This window comes from Rhodococcus sp. B50, assembly GCF_013602415.1.
GTDB lineage: Bacteria > Actinomycetota > Actinomycetes > Mycobacteriales > Mycobacteriaceae > Rhodococcus.
The window spans coordinates 202,998-218,788 of sequence record NZ_WPAG02000003.1 but is presented as its reverse complement, the minus strand read 5'-3'; the positions used below and the strand labels follow the sequence as shown (position 1 = coordinate 218,788).

The window sequence follows — 15,791 nt, the reverse complement described above, 5'->3', positions numbered from 1 at the left end:
GGGTGCTCGATGCCGCGCTTGCGGACCGACCGGATTCCCCAGCCGTCGAGGCGATCTCCGGGGTGTGGAGTTACCGCGAGCTCGATGAGCAGGCACGGCGGGCGGCCGGCGCGATGTGGAAACTCGGCGTACGTCCGGGGGATCGGGTGGCAGCATGTCTGCCCAACGACCTGGACATCGTTGCCGCGTTCCACGGTGCCCAGAGAATCGGAGCGGTCTGGACCGGTGTCGGAGAAGCGTTGTCGGAGGGCGAGCAGGAGCACATTCGGGATCTCTGTGAGCCGATGTTGGTGCTCGCCGGCCCCGAGTACCGACTGAAGAGTGCGGGCAGAGTGGACCTCGATCGGTGGGCCGAGCTTCTCGCCTCTGATGAGTCTGCGCCGTCGGTGGAGCACGACATCGATGCACCTGCGGGAATTGCCTTCACCAGCGGTACATCTGGTCGGCCGAAGGCAGTTGTCCACAGCCAGCGGAACATGCTGTTGCCCGGTGCCGCGCTGGCGCATTCTCGCGGTTGGGGACCCGATCTGCGCAAAGGTGACAGCTTTCCGCTGACGATTCTCAACCTGATGGTGCTGTCGACACTTCTGACCGCACAGGTCGGTGGATGCTGTGTGATCATGAACCGCCGCGATGCTTCCGGTGTCGCAGATTGGATCGCGTCGCGCAAGATCACCTTGTGGAATGGTGCACCCGCGCAGCTCTACGATTTGGCCCGGCGAGATGACGTCGATCTGTCCTCGCTGCGAGAGGTGTGGAGCGGCGGCGCCGACACCTCCGATGCGCTACGGCGCGAGTTCGCAGAAAGGTACGGGCTGATCCCGCGCGCCACTTACGGGTTGACAGAGGCGCCGACGGTCGTGTCGATCGATCCGGTCGGGGCGGACTGGCGGGAGGGGAGCAGCGGCCAGGTGTTACCCCAGTACGACGTGGCAGCGTATGACGACGACGGTGTGAGGTTGCCCGCGGGCGAGCTCGGCGAACTGCGGATAACGTCAACCGAGGTCGGACCGTTTGCTGATGTGTGGCGGCCGCTGCTCGGGTACTGGGAGAACGGTGGCGTGCGTCCGACAGAGTCGTCAGTCATCGCCACCGGCGACATGGGCACGGTCGACGAGAACGGGTGGTTGACCGTTCTGGATCGTAAGAAGCTGGTCATAATCCGTGGTGGTGCCAACATATATCCCCTCGAGGTGGAGCGGGTCATTTCGACCCATCCGGATATCACCAAGGTTGTCGTCTACCCCGTGCCCGACGATCGCCTCGGAGAGCGGGTGGCGGCAGCATTCGAAGGCGTGGGGCCGATCGACACGGACGCACTCGCAGAATTGTGCCGGCAGAAATTGTCTCCGTATAAGGTCCCCGAGGTCTGGACCCAGGTCGAAGCTCTTCCAATCAATGCAATGGGCAAGGTTCCGCGATCAGGTCTCGCCGAGTTCGTCAGTGCACAATTGACATCGACATCGACAGCAAAGGATCCGGCATGACGAATTGCCCTACCGAAGCATCCACGCTTGGCCTCGACGGACGTGTGGCGGTCGTTACCGGAGCTTCGTCCGGACTCGGGGTTGCAGTCGCGGAGGCGCTGGCGAAGTCCGGGGCCCGGGTCGCCGTCGTGGCTCGTCGTGCTGACAGACTCGCCGGTCTGGTGGAACGGATAGGCGGTGTTGCGGTAGCCCGTGACCTTTCTGTGCTCGAGCAGGTCGCCTCGGTCGTCCCTGAGGTCGTCGAGGCGTTGGGTCCGCCGGAGATCTTGATCAATGCCGCGGGCAGCATGTTCACCGAGGAGAAGGCCGAATCCGAACCGATCGAGGCAATTCGTCAGACACTCGATCTCAACCTGGCGGCGCCATTTTTATTGGCGCAAGCAGCGTTTCCCCACATGGTGGCCGCGGGCAGAGGATCCATCGTAAACATCTCCTCCATCAGTGGGAGGGTCGGGATACCCGGGATCCCACAGGCGTCGTATGCCGCGAGCAAAGCCGGTTTGTCGGGTCTCACCGTCGAATTGGCCGTCCAGTGGGCGCGTCATTCCATTCGGGTCAACACCGTGGCTCCGGGGTTCTTCCGTAGCGAGATCACTGGACCCCTGTACGACAGTGAACGCGCATCCGAATATCTGCGCCGAAACACCCCTCTGCCGACGCAGGGTACGGCGGACGACATCGTCGGCGCCGTAGTGTGGCTCGCGGGCGATATGGCGTCGTACGTGACAGGACAAACGATTGTCGTAGACGGTGGATGGACGGCCCGATGACATCCGGGCCGCTGTCTCACGGGCAGCACAGTCCCGGTCTATGTGTGACTGTCCGGGGTGGTAACAAGATGTCTGAACCGTGACGGCGGCGCGGAACAGCCGGATTCCACATCGTCGCATCGCGGAAACCGTGGCAGCGGAGTTGCGCGAGCGCATCTTTGCCGATGACCAATACAGTTTTGCGACCCAAGAGCAACTGGTCAGAGAATTCGGTGTGAGTCATCCCTCTATCAGGGAGGCGCTACGGATCCTCGAGACCGAGGGTTTGGTGACGGTGCGGCGAGGGAAGGTCGGCGGCGCAGACGTGCATCGACCGGATGAGGCGCAGGCGGCCTATCATATCGGTCTGTCCCTCCAGTCGGCGCGAGTGACCTTGCGCGACCTTGCTGTAGGGCTTCAGATGCTCGAGCCGAACTGTGCGGAGGCCTGTGCTTCACGGGAAGACCGTGCCGAAGTGGTGGTACCGGCCCTTCGGCGCTGTGTTGAGATGTCCGAGCAGACAATGAACGACGGCGTGGTTTTCACTCAATCCGGGCGCGACTTTCACCGGCTCATCGTCTCGTTCACCCCGAATCCGGTGATCCGCTCGGCAGTGGGCAGTTACGTCGCCCTGTGGTCGGCCCAGGAGCAGGCGTGGGCTGTCGCGACCACGCGAAAGGGCAGTTACCCGAGTTCGGCCCTCGAAAGCGATGTTGTGTGCGCGCATCGGCGGATCGTCGACGAAATCGAGGCCGGGCGGCCCGGTGAGGCGAAACGGCTGGCCCGGGCACATCTGGAAGCCACTCAAGCGTTCATCATCGAACATCACGGTGACAGCGTCGTCAATGTTTCGAGCAGTTCCTCGTGGCTTGGGCGACCTTCGATGCGATGAACGACCGCCCCGAAAGGATCACATCATGAATTTCGAATTGACCGAAGACCAGGAACGAATGCGCGCCGGGGCGAGGGAACTCGCCCGGAGCTTCTCCGATGAATACTGGGCCGACAAGGACGAAAAAGGCGAATTCCCTTGGGAGTTCTATAGCAAGTTTGCTGCCGACGGATGGTTGGGAATCGCGATTCCCGAAGAATACGGCGGCGGCGGGCTCGGGATCTTCGAGGCAGCACTGCTCCTCGAGGAGATCGCAGCATCAGGTGCCGGCATGAACGGCTGCAGTACGATGCATCTGACGATCTTCGGTCTTAACACCATAGTTAAACACGGCAGCGAGGAGCTTCGTAGGGAAATACTCCCGGCCGCGGCGGAAGGCTCGTTGCATGTGTGTTTCGGAGTGACCGAGCCGAACGCGGGCACCGACACCACCAACATCACAACCTTTGCCGAGAAGGTCGACAAGGGTTACATCATCAATGGGCGGAAGGTATGGATCACCAAAGCCGGTGATTCGACGAAGATGATCCTCATCGCCCGCACCACCAAGCGCAACGAGGTCGAGCGATCTACCGATGGGATGACACTGTTCCTCATCGACATCGATCCCGAGCACGTCACTTTGAAAGCCATTCCGAAGATGGGCCGCAACGCTGTGTCATCGTATGAGGTCTTCATCGATGACTACTTCGTCCCGGACAGCGCCAGAGTAGGCGAGGAGGGCGAGGGCTTCAAATACCTTCTCGACGGACTGAATCCAGAACGAATTCTGCTCGCGCACGAAGCTCTGGGCATCGGCCGGGCCGCGCTGGCCCGGGCCGTCACGTACGCGAAGGACCGAGTGGTCTTCGATCGGCCCATTGGTCAGAATCAAGGTGTGGCGTTCCCGTTGGCCGAGGCGGTCACGCGGTTGGACGCGGCAGAATTGATGGCACGGAACGCTGCGTGGCGTTACGACAACGGCTTGCCGTGCGGGCGTGAAGCGAATATGGCCAAGTGGTTGTGCGCCGACGCCGGCTTCAACACCGCCGATCAAGCGATTCAGACACACGGCGGGATGGGCTACGCACGTGAGTACCATGTGGAGCGATATTTCCGTGAGTCTCGGATCCTCCGCATTGCTCCGGTCAGCCAGGAGATGGTGATGAACTACATTTCCAACCACGTTCTCGGCCTGCCTAAGTCGTACTGAGTAAATGCCAGAACACCATCCCATCGAACGAAGGGACCCGTGTTGAACGCACTCCCGTCACCCCATGGAAGCCTTGCCGGTCTTCGCGTTCTCGATCTATCGCGAGTTTTGGCTGGGCCTTTGTGTACACAGATGCTCGCCGACCACGGCGCCGAGGTGATCAAGGTTGAACCACCCGCCGGCGATGAAACGCGCACGTGGGGACCACCGTTTGTGAGCGAGACGATGAGCGCGTACTTCAGCGGAATCAATCGGAACAAGACGAACGTGAGCCTCGACCTTCGGACCGAGGACGGCCAGCGTGTCCTCGGGCGGCTCATCTCGCAGGCCGACGTCTTGGTCGAGAACTTCAAGGCAGGAACCCTGGCGAAGTGGGGATACTCCGATCAGATGCTGCGCGAACAGTTTCCCGAGCTGATTCAGTGTCGCATCACGGGCTTCGGTATCGACGGCCCGATGGGCGCGATGCCCGGATATGACGCCGTTGTACAGGCCTACAGCGGGTTGATGAGCATCAATGGAGAGTCCGACGGTCCGGCATTGCGTGTCGGCGTGCCGATCGTCGACATGGTGACCGGTGTCTACGCATTCTCCGGAATTCTCCTGGCGCTCAACGATCGGACTCGCACCGGATTGGGCCAGCTCGTGGACTGCACTCTGGTCGACACCGCGGTGTCGCTGCTGCACCCGCATTCACACTCACATCTCGGTGATGGTCGGGTTCCGCAACGCACCGGATCGGCGCATCCGACGATCGCGCCGTATGACACCTTCGATGCCGCGGACGGTCAAGTCTTCATCGGCGCGGGAAATAATCGTCAATTTGAGAGACTCACCTCCCTACTCGAGATTCCCGAGGTCGCGTTGGATCCGCGATTTGCCACGAACTCCGATCGTGTTCGGAACAGGAATGCTCTACGAATCTTGCTGGCGCAAGCCATCGATGGTCGGACGGCGAGTGTTCTTGCAAAAGAACTCCTGGCGCTCGGTGTACCTGCGTCACAGGTGAACAACGTTGCGCAAGCGTTGCAAGATCCCCATATCCTCCACCGGAAGATGGTGGTGGACAAAGATGGTCATCGATCGGTCGGCATACCGATCAAACTCAGCCGAACGCCCGGGAAAGTGGTGACTTCTCCTCGGGATCGAGGAGCCGACACCCGGCGAGTTCTGAGAAGGCTCGGGTACAGCCCCGAGGAGATCGGTGCGTTGATCGAAGCAGATGTTGCGCAGTCGAACTCGTCGGACATCATTACCACGGCTTGACATCATGAACGTTCGGCCGTCGACAGAAACAACAGAGGCAAGGGGAAGATGAGTAGCGCATCGAATAGATCTCTGGCCGGACGCACCCTGATCATCTCAGGGGGCAGTCGAGGAATCGGAGAGGCGATCGCGATCCGGGCCGCCCAGGACGGGGCAAACGTCGCATTGCTGGCGAAGACGTCGACCCCGCATCCGAAGCTACCCGGCACCATATTCACGGCCGCCAAAGCGATCGAAGAGGCCGGAGGGCACGCGCTGCCAATCGTCGGGGATGTCCGCGATGACGAGTCCGTACAGGCGGCAATCGATCAGACTGCGAGCCAGTTCGGAGGCCTTGACATCGTCGTGAACAATGCCAGCGCCCTGGACTTGTCGCCCACCGAGCACATCAGTATGAAGAAGTACGATCTGATGCTGGACGTCAATGCCCGGGGTACGTTTGCTCTGACCAAGGCAGCGATACCGCACCTGCGTCGCTCGGACAACGCACACGTCTTGACGTTGTCGCCGCCGATCAACCTTGCACCCGAGTGGTTCGACAACATCGGCACGGCGTACACCATTTCCAAGTTTTCGATGAGCCTGGTGACGATCGGGTTGGCCCGTGAACTGCAAGGCGACTCGATCGCGGTGAACTCGTTGTGGCCGCGGACGACCATCGATACCGCAGCCGTGCGAAACGTTCTCGGCGAGGAATTGACCGCCAAGAGCCGCAAGACCGACATTATGCGTGATGCGGCTTATGTGTTGCTCACCAATGCAGCCGGCGGGGCCACCGGTGAGTGCTTCATCGACGATGAGGTGCTGGCCTCGGAAGGTGTTACGGACTTTGCCCCGTATCGGTATGCGGGTAGCGAAGAAGAACTCGAACTCGACTTCTGGATGCACCAGCGGTAGTCGTTGAGCTCGGCGGTGATATTCGGTGGTGAGCTTGGTTGATTTTGTGCCGGTCCCGCCCCGGTCGGTCCAGTGGGTGAGGGTGCCGCGTACGACCCCGAGGTCAGCGGCGTTACCTCGGATCGTCGCGCCCGGCGTGGACTCGTACAACTCGAGGGCCTGGCGTAGGGCCTCCTCCGAGTAGTTCTTTCCTGACATGACTGAAGATCATCTCGCATCCCCAGAGGATGCTGATTTCAGCGTGTCCAAGAACCGGGGTCGAGGACCGAGGTCGCCATCCGCCGCCGTGAGTCCACCCGCGAGAAGCGGTGCGCGAACCGACCGCAGAGCGCTGTGAGCCCTGCTGACCATTCCAGCACTTCCGACTGCACCAAGATCATAAGTGCAGGGCTGGTTACAAACTGTCGTTGCAGTACCAACGCAGGGCGGTGTGATGCTTCCATCGCACCCTTCGGCCACCGCTTCTTGTCGCGTCGACAAGAAGGTTGACTGTCTGGCTGCCCTGGTGGCGCAGCTCGTAGTGGAAGGCAGAGGTGGTGCTCAGCAAGTGCCGCGGCTCAGGAGTGGCAGTCGTGCCGCGCGTGGAGTGGCTCCGGGTAGTCCGCGACCCGTGGCGTGGTGCCCGGAACGCGGATCCTCATTTCGTCTCGGAAACCCGTAGACATCTGGTCCTCTGGCAGCACGTACATGAGTGAAAGGGTCCTTGCCGCGAACACCCATCGACCATCCTGGCGGCGAAGATAGCGATCGTCGTAGCGATATGCCGCACGTATCAGCTCACCATTGAGCACGGACTCGGCGTGGCCGGTCTGCAGGCCTCGAGCGGAACCCCTCGCTTCGACCGTGACGACATGCCAGCCGGGGGAGTGCAACGTCACCGAGTAATAGTCCATCAGGCCGCGATAGTACGTCCGCAGCGCCTGATGTCCGGTCACGGTCTCCCCGTTGCGAGTGAAGCTACCGTCGGAGTCGAAGCAGCGTATGACGGTCTTCAGGTCGTGGTCGTCCACGGCTGTCGCGTAAAGAGCCGCGAGCGACTTGATCGCCTCGACATCTGCCAGGGTCCTCAGTGCCAGGCGGAGCTCTCCGTCGTCGGAGATCGGGCTGGTGGTGGTCACGCGATCCAGATCCATACGTGTCCTTCCGTGGTGGGTGGCCGCCCCCTCGTGTTGCTGCGACCTCACGGGCGGTTCGCGATGCGCCTCGATATCCCAGGAGCTCGGCCGGGCCGGCCGGTCGGGAACGTTGTCGTCGCCGAAACTAAATGCTAATAATTATGCAAGCATAGCAATGTTCATAAGGAAAGCGTGGCGATTGGCGCCGCCCAGCATCGGCTGTGGTCGGACGATGGCCCGTCTTACGCGCGGAACGGTGGAGTTCGAGATGCGGATGAACTTTTTGTGGAGTACGCGCACAGGAGTGCGAATTTGCGCGTTGGGAGCGATCGCCGGCTTGTCGCTGGTCTCCGCGTGCTCCGGGAGTGTGGCAAGCAATTCGTCTGGGGGAGAGGGTCTTCCGGCAGGCGCGACCCAGGAGGACTTCGTCGCTGCTTTCGCCGACATGGATGAGATCACGCTGACTACGCAGACAGCCGCGCCGCCGGGACAGTCCGTCAGCGTCGTCACCGAGAAGTACAAGGCGGCGGTTGAGGCGTGGTCCGGAGGCAAAATCAAGATCGACATCACGTACAGCAGCGGCCTGGCGCCTCTCGACCGGGCGCCGACCGCGATCAGCGATGGCACGATGGACTTCGGTTATGTCGTGCCGCAGTACGATCCGGCTCGTTTTCCCGGTGGCAGCGCGCTGGCGACTACCAGTATCGTTCTCGAGCCCAGCCCGGTCGTGGGCGCACTCCAGGCGTTGCCGGTCCTGGCGGAGGCGACATACTCGACTGACGACATCGTCAACGAGTTCGAAGCTATGGGCCTCGAGATCCTTCTCCCGGTGATGCCTCAGGACGGTTCCGTTTTGGCCTGCTCGTCTGAGCGATCCAGTCTGGATGAGTTGAGAGGAGCCCAGGTCCGCGTTTCCGGAGAGGAGGGCGCCCAACAGGTCGAGGCATTGGGAGCGACGCCAGTTTCGATGGTCATGTCCGAAATGTTCGAAGGGCTGCAGCGCGGGACCGTCGATTGCAGCATGAGCACACTTCTGTCTGCGGACGTCGTCGGTTTCGTGCCTCAGGCTCCGCACATAGTCGTCGACTCGGAGTCGGCTTTCGGCAGCAGCGTGAACTCGATTGTCTTCAACGCGGCCCGCTGGCAGCAGCTACCGACCGTCGCGCGGCAGCTCCTTCACGACCAGAGCAGGGTTCTCGTCGAGGAGTACCTCCAGGCCCTCCTGGACGGGACCAAGCATGCGATTGACACCGCCGTGGAGGCCGGTGGGCAGGTGAGCGAGCTCGACAGAGACGCCAGTACGGCGCTTCAGGCCGAAAATGAGGCCTTGATCAAGGGCGTCGCGGAGACCGATGGCATCTCGGACGGCAATGCGTTCACGCAGGCGGCGAAGGACTCGGCGGACGAGTGGGCCACGATCCTCAATGAGCTTGGGTACGAGGACGTTTCCTACAACGACTTCGCGAAGACGTATGAGCGCGACGCCCTCGACCTGGAGCCGTACCTCGATCGGCTTTGGGAGAACGTGATGTCGGCTCGACGGCCCAGTTGACGCCGGCTCGCCGTAGAGAATTGGTCCACGAGCATGATGTCCCGACGCTCGGGCCTTCCGACGGACACCCGGTGGGTGGCGCTGAACCAGCGACGCGACGGACTTGACCGGGGCAGGCCGCGGTTACTGAGTATCGGCCAGAAAAGAGAGGCTCGGATGAAATCACGGATGATCGGTCCCTTGAGGCGCGTCAGTAGCCAAGCCCTGGAGGCGGTTGCGGCTATCACGCTTATGGTGATGATGCTACATGTCGTCGCGAACGCACTCATGCGGTCGTTCGCCAATCAGCCGATCACGGGGACCAACGAGTACGTCGGCTACTGGTATCTCCCAGCGGTGGCGTTCATCGGTTTCGTCGTTGCACAGCGTCGAGGCGATCACATCGAGGCGCGGGTGCTGTTCGACCGTTTGCCAAGCATCAACAAGCGGGAGCTCGACGTGCTCGGACTCCTGCTGGCGGCGGTCGCTTACTCAGCCTTCGCTTGGTTCGGCTGGCTCGAGGCGCTCGACAACCGCGCTATCGCCGCGACCGGTGGGGTGACCGGGGTGGTGATCTGGCCGGTGACCTTCATCGTCCCATTCTCTTTCATGGCCCTAGCGGTCCTGGTCATCACCGAGGCCGTCGCCCAGGTGCGCGAAGCCCGTGACCCCGCCGCTCAGCTCGACCTGGCTGGACCAGGACCAACTGAGCCTCACTACAAAACGCCTGATGAGGAACCAGTATCATGACCGACAGCTCTCCAACTTTAGAAGTGCCGAAGTCCGTCGAGGCAGAGCCTCGAAGCGGTAATCGACCGCAGGGTTCTTGGCTTGTCCGGTTTCTAGCAGCAAGCCTGATCATCGGCGTGACGGCACTGATGTTCGGGCCGTTCGAATCGGAGGTCGTCGGCGGCTGCGCGATCGTGTTGATGCTGGTGCTGATGTTCCTCAAGGTGCCGATCGCCGTCGCCATGGTGACCGCCTCGGTGATCGGCTTGTACGCGGTCCGTGGACCGATGCCTGTCGAGTCGCTGCTTTCGTCGCTGCCCTATCAGGAGGTGAGCAGCTGGGAACTCAGCGCGATCCCGATGTACGTCCTTATGGGCCTCTTGCTGTGGAAGTCGCGCCTCACCGAGAAGCTCTATGACGCCGGGCGGCAGTGGCTCAGCTGGTTGCCCGGTGGCCTGGCGTTTAGCACCAATGCCGCCGGCACCGGCCTCGCCGCGATCAGCGGGTCTACGATCGGCAGCACCTATGCGTTGGCCAGGGTCGGCATTCCCGAGATGCTCAAGTCCGGCTACAACAAGCGGTATACGCTGGGAGCCGTTGCCGTCGCCAGCTTGCCGGGACAGCTAATCCCTCCCAGTCTCTACCTCATCATCTTCGCCGGCATCGCGCAGGTCCCCGTAGGGCCGCAGCTGATCGCCGGCGTCTTGCCCGGCCTGGTGGTTGCGGCGTGCTTCGGCACCACGATCGTGGCCTTGGCGGTCGCCCGTCCAGCACTCGCCGGTGGACACGACAGGCCCCCGTTACTTCCCTGGTCCGGCCGGATCATTACCTTGCTGAAGGTCTGGCCAGTTCCCGTACTGATCGGGCTGGTGCTGGGCGGGATGTTCAGCGGCGTGGTGACGGCGACTGAGGCTGGTGCTGCGGGCGCGCTCGGAGCGTTGCTGTTGACGTTGTGGTACCGGCGCAAGGACCATCCGGCGCGGGCGATCAGCAGCGCAGCCACCGAAACGGTTGCTACCGCTGGTGTGATCTTCCTGCTGACCGTGGGGGTCTATGCATTCTCCCGTCTGCTGGCAATCTCCGGGATCGGCCCGGCCTTCACCAACTGGGTCACTGAGTTGGGCTTCGACCGTGTGCAGTTCCTGCTCGTACTCATGGTGGCGTACCTGGTAATGGGTATGTTCATGGACCCCCTCTCGATGATGTTGCTGACGGTCCCGCTGATTCTTCCGACGTTGCCGGCCTTGGACATCTCGGCGCTGTGGTTTGGTGTATTCGTCGTCTTCATGGCTGAACTGTCGGTCCTGACGCCGCCCGTGGGCATGTTGTCCTTCGTCTTGCACAAGTTGGTACAGGACCCCGAAGTCAACCAGGGGCAGTCGATCTCGCTTGGTGACGTATTCCGGGGAGTTGCATGGTTCATGCCGGTGGCTATCGTGGTCTGCCTTATCCTGCTCTTCTTTCCCGAGATCGCGACATACCTGCCCGACCGGATGGGAACGTGATCGATAGTGTTGCTCGACCACCTTCGTGCCTACCGCCAACGCTGGGCCGCGGTGATGCCCGGGACCGTCAGCACCTCCGCAAGGTGCGCAATCGCGTACAACCCATGTACTCAGAGTCCTGGCGGGCGCTCGCGCCTATTACGACGCGCTGCGAGCCCGGGAGGTCGGCCATCATGGCGCGCCCAGCACGTCCCCCAGTCCGGGACAGCTGCGGACGATGTCAGCGGCCGGGTGCCGGCGAAAACTGCGCTTCACCTCCTGCTCGAGCTCATCGATCTGCTCGACCAGATGCTCGAGCATGCGGGCTTGTCCGGCGACGACGACCGCGTAGGCATGTTCGATCGCAGCGGGCTGCCGCAGCGCCGGTGCCCGCAGCGCATCGCGGATGCGGGTGGCCTTGGCGGTGCGGTCCCCGCGCCGATGTGCCCGGGCCAGTTCCGCGGTGATCTGCCCGGTGCTCAAGCGTGCTGCGCGATCCGGATCGGGAGCCTTGCGCAGCAATGCCAGGGTGTCCGGGGCGGCGAGGTTGTCGAACGCGGTCATGCGGCCGGGAAGTACTCGCGTAACGCCGACCGCATCCGCTGCAGGTGCCGGGTTCGATCCCAGATCAATCCCTGGTGCGCGCGGGCAAGCAGTTTCACAGCCTCGACCTGCGGGGAGTCCCTGGCGGTGATGGCCGCGGTCCGGCCGGACGATCTCGGCGAGAACGTGAGCGTCGCCGGCGTCGGATTTGGCTCCCGAGGTGCCGTGCCGTTCCCGATATCGTGCCGCCGACATCGGGTTGATCGCATAGACCTGATAGCCACAGGCCAGCAGCGCCGACACCCACACCCCACGATCGGTTTCGATCCCGACCACCACCGCACCCTCGGGGAGGTTACTGCTGTCGGTGCTGTCGGGATCGAGATGTTCGGCTACCACCTCGTGCAGTCGGGCCAGCCCCTCGACGCCCTCGGGCAGCCGTATCCGCGCCAACCGGCGGCCGACGTCGTCTTCGACCTCGATGTCGTGATGCCCTTCCGCCCAGTCATCGCCGATGAACAACATGGAGTGACCCTCCGAACAGGCTGCTATCCACTATTTGTCGGTCCGGTAGCGGAGGAAAGCAGTCGGCGACCTAATGGCTCGAGTACTCACCGACACGCCACGGCATCGGGGTACGTCATCCCATCAGCGATCCCCGCTTTCCTCACGACCGGTGGGTACATGGTCTGAGTTCAGGCATCAGCCCGACTGCTCGGGGACGGCCACGCCTGGTCTTGAGAGTGTTATCCCACCGGTCGCCACCTACACCGAACCTTGCCACAGTCGTGGGGTCGGTAGCTCCCATTAGGTTATGTGTTGCTCACCAATGCAGCCGGCGGGGCCACCGGTGAGTGCTTTATCGACGATGAGGTGATGGGCCCCGGAAGGTCTTACGGACTTTGCCCCGTATCGGTATGCGGGTAGCGAAGAAGAACTCGAGCTCGGCTTCCGGATGCACCAGCAGTAGTTGCCGCAGGCCGGGATCGAGGAAACTCGACCGGTGGCGCAGAAGGATTGAACCTGGTCTCCCGGGTCGACCCTGGAGACCAGGAAACTTCCCTTGCTCTCGAAGAATCTCGGCGTGACTGTATCCCTCCCCCTGGGAAAGAACTAGCGGAAAGCAGGAATCACCTTGTCCGCGAACACCTGCGCGTACTCCATGAAACGTTCTGCCGGCAGCCCGGCCGGCATCATCATCATGAAGTGCTCGGCCTTCGTGCGTTCCTGCAGGTCCTCGAACTTCGAGATGGCCTTGTCCGGCGTCGCGATCTCCAGAATTCCGCTCGTTTTGAAGTCATCAAGACTCATCGGCTTGAGCGCGGCATCGTCGAAGCCGATGGCATTGTCCTCGTTCAGCCACTCGCCGTAGCTGTTGTTGACGTGGTGGTAGTAGGGGGCCAGTTCCTCCATCGCCTTCTCTGGATCTTCGGCGACGACGTAGAACAGTCCCTGAATGCGGATGCGGGCTTTGACCGGGTCCTTACCCTGTTCTTGGAGTTTTGCGGCGTAACTGTCGCAGAACTCTTCGTTACCGAAGTATCCGTCGGCGTACTTGGCGACCCGCTCGAGTGCCTTGTCGGCGAATCCGCCGATGTAGAGCGGGACCCGTCCGCGAGGTGCCGGAGGCATTATCTTTGCGTCCTTCACCGTGAAGTGACGCCCCTCGAAGTTCACGGTCTCGCCCGCCCAGAGTGCACGCACGATGTGCAGGAATTCGTCGAAACGCTTGCCGCGGGTCTTGAAGTCGAGGCCAAAGGCGTCGTATTCGGATCGGCGATAACCGATTCCCAGTGACATCTCAGCTCGGCCGCGCGAGAGGATGTCGAGAACGGCGCACTCCTCGGCAAAACGAAGGGGATGGTAAAGCGGACCGAGGGACACAGCAGAACCCAGTCGCAGAGTATTGGTGCGCGCGGCGATCGCGGCGAGCGCAACCATCGGTGCCGGTTGGTAACCGTCGCCGGCATTGTGGTGTTCCGGAACCCAGGCGCCCGAGAACCCAACGGTCTCGGACCAAGCGATGACATCGAGAGTTTCCGCGTACACGTCAGACCAAGGCCGCTCACAGTGGCGGGGGTTGCGGAAGTCGTAGAGATAGCCGAAGTCGAGTCGAGGGGTCACAGCACTCCTTCTTTGTATGTGACCGGCACCATACTGTAATCCTAGTAAGGATAGCAAGACTTGCGCTATTGACGACCTATTGGTTACGTTACCCGGAGAGTGGCGTACGTCACGAATGGTCGAACTGCCGCAGATCGTCAAATTTCCCGTCGAAGTAGCGAGTTCGCTCTCATTGTCTGGAGGCTCAATTTGTCCGCAACAGCTCGCTTTACCAGCAGCGCCCCGTTCGGCGTCGTCGACGGATGGAGTTTGGAGCGGCTGACCCAACCAAGTCGGCTGTTCGGAGCAAACGGCATTCGGACGGGCCCGGACGGTCGTATCTACATTGCTCAGGTCGCCGGCAGCACCATCAGTGCGCTTGATCTCGAGACCGGCGATGTGGAAACCGTGAGCGCCAAGGGAAGTGACATCGTCGGGCCCGACGACGTCGCCTTTGCTCCCAACGGTGACATGTACATCACCGAATACTGCGATGGCCGCGTCAGTGTTCGCACACCCGATGGCCGCACCCGGCTCGTACGCGATGATCTTCCCGGCGCGAACGGAATCACCGTCCACCAGGGCCGGCTGTTCGTCAACGAATGTCGAATCGGCGGACGCCTGATGGAATTGACCCCTGATGGCGGTGAACCCAAGGTGCTCCTCGAGAACCTACCCATGCCCAACGGTATGGAGGTGGGTCCGGACGGGAAGCTCTACTACCCGCTGCTTGGTACCAATGAGATCTGGCGGATCGATCCCGAGGGTGGCGAGCCAGAACGCGTCGCGGCCGACCTCGGGGTGCCCGACGCCGTCAAGTTCGACTCTGAAGGTTTCATCGTCTCCACACAGGTCGCCTCCGGGCAGGTCCTGCGTATCAATCCCCGCAACGGTGAGCAGACCGTGCTCGCGAGCCTGGCTCCCGGCCTCGACAACCTCACTTTCGCGGGTGAGCGCTTGTTCGTGTCCAGCTTCACCGGACAGATCACCGAAATTCTGGCCGGCGGAGAAACCCGCACGGCGCTCGCCGACGGTCTGACTTGGCCGTTGGGCCTGGCCGTCGACGGCACGGGCACCTTGCACATAGCCGACGGCTCCTTTTTCCACGCCCTCCATCCCGGTGGCGACGTGCAAGCACTGGGTATGATGTTCAGTCCCGGATATCCCGGCTACGCCCGTGGGGTGACTGCCATCGGTAACGGGGAGTTCCTCGTCAGCGGTAATGGCGCCGTCTCGCGGTACAACCCCGGAATGGCAGAAGGCGAAATCCTCGCTGAAGGCCTCGATCAGGCGTATGGCGTTGCAGTGTCACCCGCGGGTAACGTCGCGGTCGCCGACCTCGGCGCAGGTACCGTCGAATGGGTGCACTCCGGCAAGACAGAACGCTTGGCCGGCAACCTGAATCGGCCCATTGATGTGGCGTTCACTGCCAACGGAACCTGCCTGATCGCCGAATCTGGCGCCGGTCGGATCGTCGCAGCCACGGGATCGGGGATCGACGTCGTCGTTGACGGCCTCGAAGAGCCCCATGGCATCGTTGTGCACGACGACATCCTCTACATCGTGGATGTCGGTGCCAAATCGGTGGTCGCTGTCGACCTCGAGACCAAAGCTCGCACCATCGTGGCGCTCAACGTCCCTGTGGGAGCGCCCGAAGGTGTCGAAACCAAACCGCTCAAGGGGTTGCCACCACTTTCCGGCGCGCAAGGACCGTTCGCAGGTATTGCGGTGGGACCCGATGGCACGATCTACATTTCCGCTGATGCAGAGGGCAGCGTCCTCGCACTCCGTAAGAAAGGCTGA

Annotated in this window: 13 protein-coding genes and 1 pseudogene; 10 read left to right on the top strand and 4 right to left on the bottom strand. The window is 62.1% G+C overall.

Annotated features, from left to right (window positions below; genetic code table 11):
- The first annotated feature begins 2 nt into the window (after positions 1–2).
- The 6 genes from GON09_RS25460 to GON09_RS25435 all read left to right on the top strand — a co-directional run bounded on the left by GON09_RS25460 (position 3) and on the right by GON09_RS25435 (position 6,483).
- Positions 3–1,487 (top strand): class I adenylate-forming enzyme family protein, encoded by a 1,485-nt coding sequence (locus GON09_RS25460; RefSeq protein ID WP_307854540.1) that lies wholly within the window; start codon positions 3–5, stop codon positions 1,485–1,487.
- Positions 1,484–2,257 (top strand): SDR family NAD(P)-dependent oxidoreductase, encoded by a 774-nt coding sequence (locus GON09_RS25455; protein ID WP_213934788.1) that lies wholly within the window; start codon positions 1,484–1,486, stop codon positions 2,255–2,257. The genes GON09_RS25460 and GON09_RS25455 overlap by 4 nt, the downstream gene beginning before the upstream one ends.
- A 79-nt stretch (positions 2,258–2,336) precedes the next feature.
- Entirely contained in the window at positions 2,337–3,128 is a 792-nt protein-coding gene (locus GON09_RS25450) for a FadR/GntR family transcriptional regulator (protein ID WP_213934787.1), read from the top strand.
- Between the two features lie 25 nt (positions 3,129–3,153).
- Positions 3,154–4,320 carry an acyl-CoA dehydrogenase family protein gene (locus tag GON09_RS25445; RefSeq protein ID WP_213934786.1) on the top strand — a complete coding sequence of 389 codons (1,167 nt, stop codon included), beginning with the start codon at positions 3,154–3,156 and terminating at the stop codon, positions 4,318–4,320.
- 39 nt (positions 4,321–4,359) lie between these two features.
- Positions 4,360–5,586 (top strand): CaiB/BaiF CoA transferase family protein, encoded by a 1,227-nt coding sequence (locus GON09_RS25440; protein WP_307854539.1) that lies wholly within the window; start codon positions 4,360–4,362, stop codon positions 5,584–5,586.
- A gap of 48 nt (positions 5,587–5,634) precedes the next feature.
- Positions 5,635–6,483 carry an SDR family oxidoreductase gene (locus GON09_RS25435; protein WP_213934785.1) on the top strand — a complete coding sequence of 283 codons (849 nt, stop codon included), beginning with the start codon at positions 5,635–5,637 and terminating at the stop codon, positions 6,481–6,483.
- A 39-nt stretch (positions 6,484–6,522) separates the two neighbouring features.
- Here the strand turns inward: GON09_RS25435 and GON09_RS28505 are convergent.
- Both GON09_RS28505 and GON09_RS25430 read right to left on the bottom strand, forming a co-directional pair.
- A pseudogene (locus GON09_RS28505) lies at positions 6,523–6,681 on the bottom strand (IS3-like element ISTesp3 family transposase); the annotation flags it as partial.
- Positions 6,682–7,040: 359 nt separating this feature from the next.
- Positions 7,041–7,616, bottom strand: a complete 576-nt coding sequence (locus tag GON09_RS25430; protein ID WP_213934784.1) for a nuclear transport factor 2 family protein — start codon at positions 7,614–7,616, stop codon at positions 7,041–7,043.
- 238 nt (positions 7,617–7,854) lie between these two features.
- Between GON09_RS25430 and dctP the strand changes: the two genes are divergently transcribed.
- The 3 genes from dctP to GON09_RS25415 all read left to right on the top strand — a co-directional run bounded on the left by dctP (position 7,855) and on the right by GON09_RS25415 (position 11,363).
- Positions 7,855–9,150 (top strand): TRAP transporter substrate-binding protein DctP, encoded by a 1,296-nt coding sequence (gene dctP, locus GON09_RS25425; RefSeq protein WP_213934783.1) that lies wholly within the window; start codon positions 7,855–7,857, stop codon positions 9,148–9,150.
- Between the two features lie 156 nt (positions 9,151–9,306).
- Positions 9,307–9,879, top strand: coding sequence for a TRAP transporter small permease (locus GON09_RS25420; protein WP_213934782.1), 573 nt, complete (start codon positions 9,307–9,309; stop codon positions 9,877–9,879).
- On the top strand, positions 9,876–11,363 hold the full coding sequence (locus GON09_RS25415) for a TRAP transporter large permease (RefSeq protein ID WP_213934781.1): 1,488 nt from the start codon (positions 9,876–9,878) through the stop codon (positions 11,361–11,363). The genes GON09_RS25420 and GON09_RS25415 overlap by 4 nt, the downstream gene beginning before the upstream one ends.
- 171 nt (positions 11,364–11,534) lie before the next feature.
- On the opposite strand, the gene GON09_RS25410 is transcribed toward GON09_RS25415, so the two are convergent.
- Positions 11,535–12,410, bottom strand: a complete 876-nt coding sequence (locus tag GON09_RS25410; RefSeq protein WP_213934780.1) for an IS110 family transposase — start codon at positions 12,408–12,410, stop codon at positions 11,535–11,537.
- Positions 12,411–12,998: 588 nt separating this feature from the next.
- Positions 12,999–14,009 (bottom strand): LLM class flavin-dependent oxidoreductase, encoded by a 1,011-nt coding sequence (locus GON09_RS25405; RefSeq protein ID WP_213934779.1) that lies wholly within the window; start codon positions 14,007–14,009, stop codon positions 12,999–13,001.
- 189 nt (positions 14,010–14,198) lie between these two features.
- Here GON09_RS25405 and GON09_RS25400 point away from each other — a divergent pair, with 189 nt between their 5' ends.
- Positions 14,199–15,791, top strand: coding sequence for an SMP-30/gluconolactonase/LRE family protein (locus tag GON09_RS25400; protein WP_244867021.1), 1,593 nt, complete (start codon positions 14,199–14,201; stop codon positions 15,789–15,791).

Bases quoted from the DNA above. Each gene is read 5' to 3' on its own strand.
- GON09_RS25455 (WP_213934788.1), top strand. From the start codon at position 1,484: ATGACGAATTGCCCTACCGAAGCATCCACGCTTGGCCTCGACGGACGT.
- GON09_RS25445 (WP_213934786.1), top strand. From the start codon at position 3,154: ATGAATTTCGAATTGACCGAAGACCAGGAACGAATGCGCGCCGGGGCG.
- GON09_RS25435 (WP_213934785.1), top strand. From the start codon at position 5,635: ATGAGTAGCGCATCGAATAGATCTCTGGCCGGACGCACCCTGATCATC.
- GON09_RS25430 (WP_213934784.1), bottom strand. From the start codon at position 7,616: ATGGATCTGGATCGCGTGACCACCACCAGCCCGATCTCCGACGACGGA.
- GON09_RS25420 (WP_213934782.1), top strand. From the start codon at position 9,307: ATGAAATCACGGATGATCGGTCCCTTGAGGCGCGTCAGTAGCCAAGCC.
- GON09_RS25415 (WP_213934781.1), top strand. From the start codon at position 9,876: ATGACCGACAGCTCTCCAACTTTAGAAGTGCCGAAGTCCGTCGAGGCA.
- GON09_RS25410 (WP_213934780.1), bottom strand. From the start codon at position 12,410: ATGTTGTTCATCGGCGATGACTGGGCGGAAGGGCATCACGACATCGAG.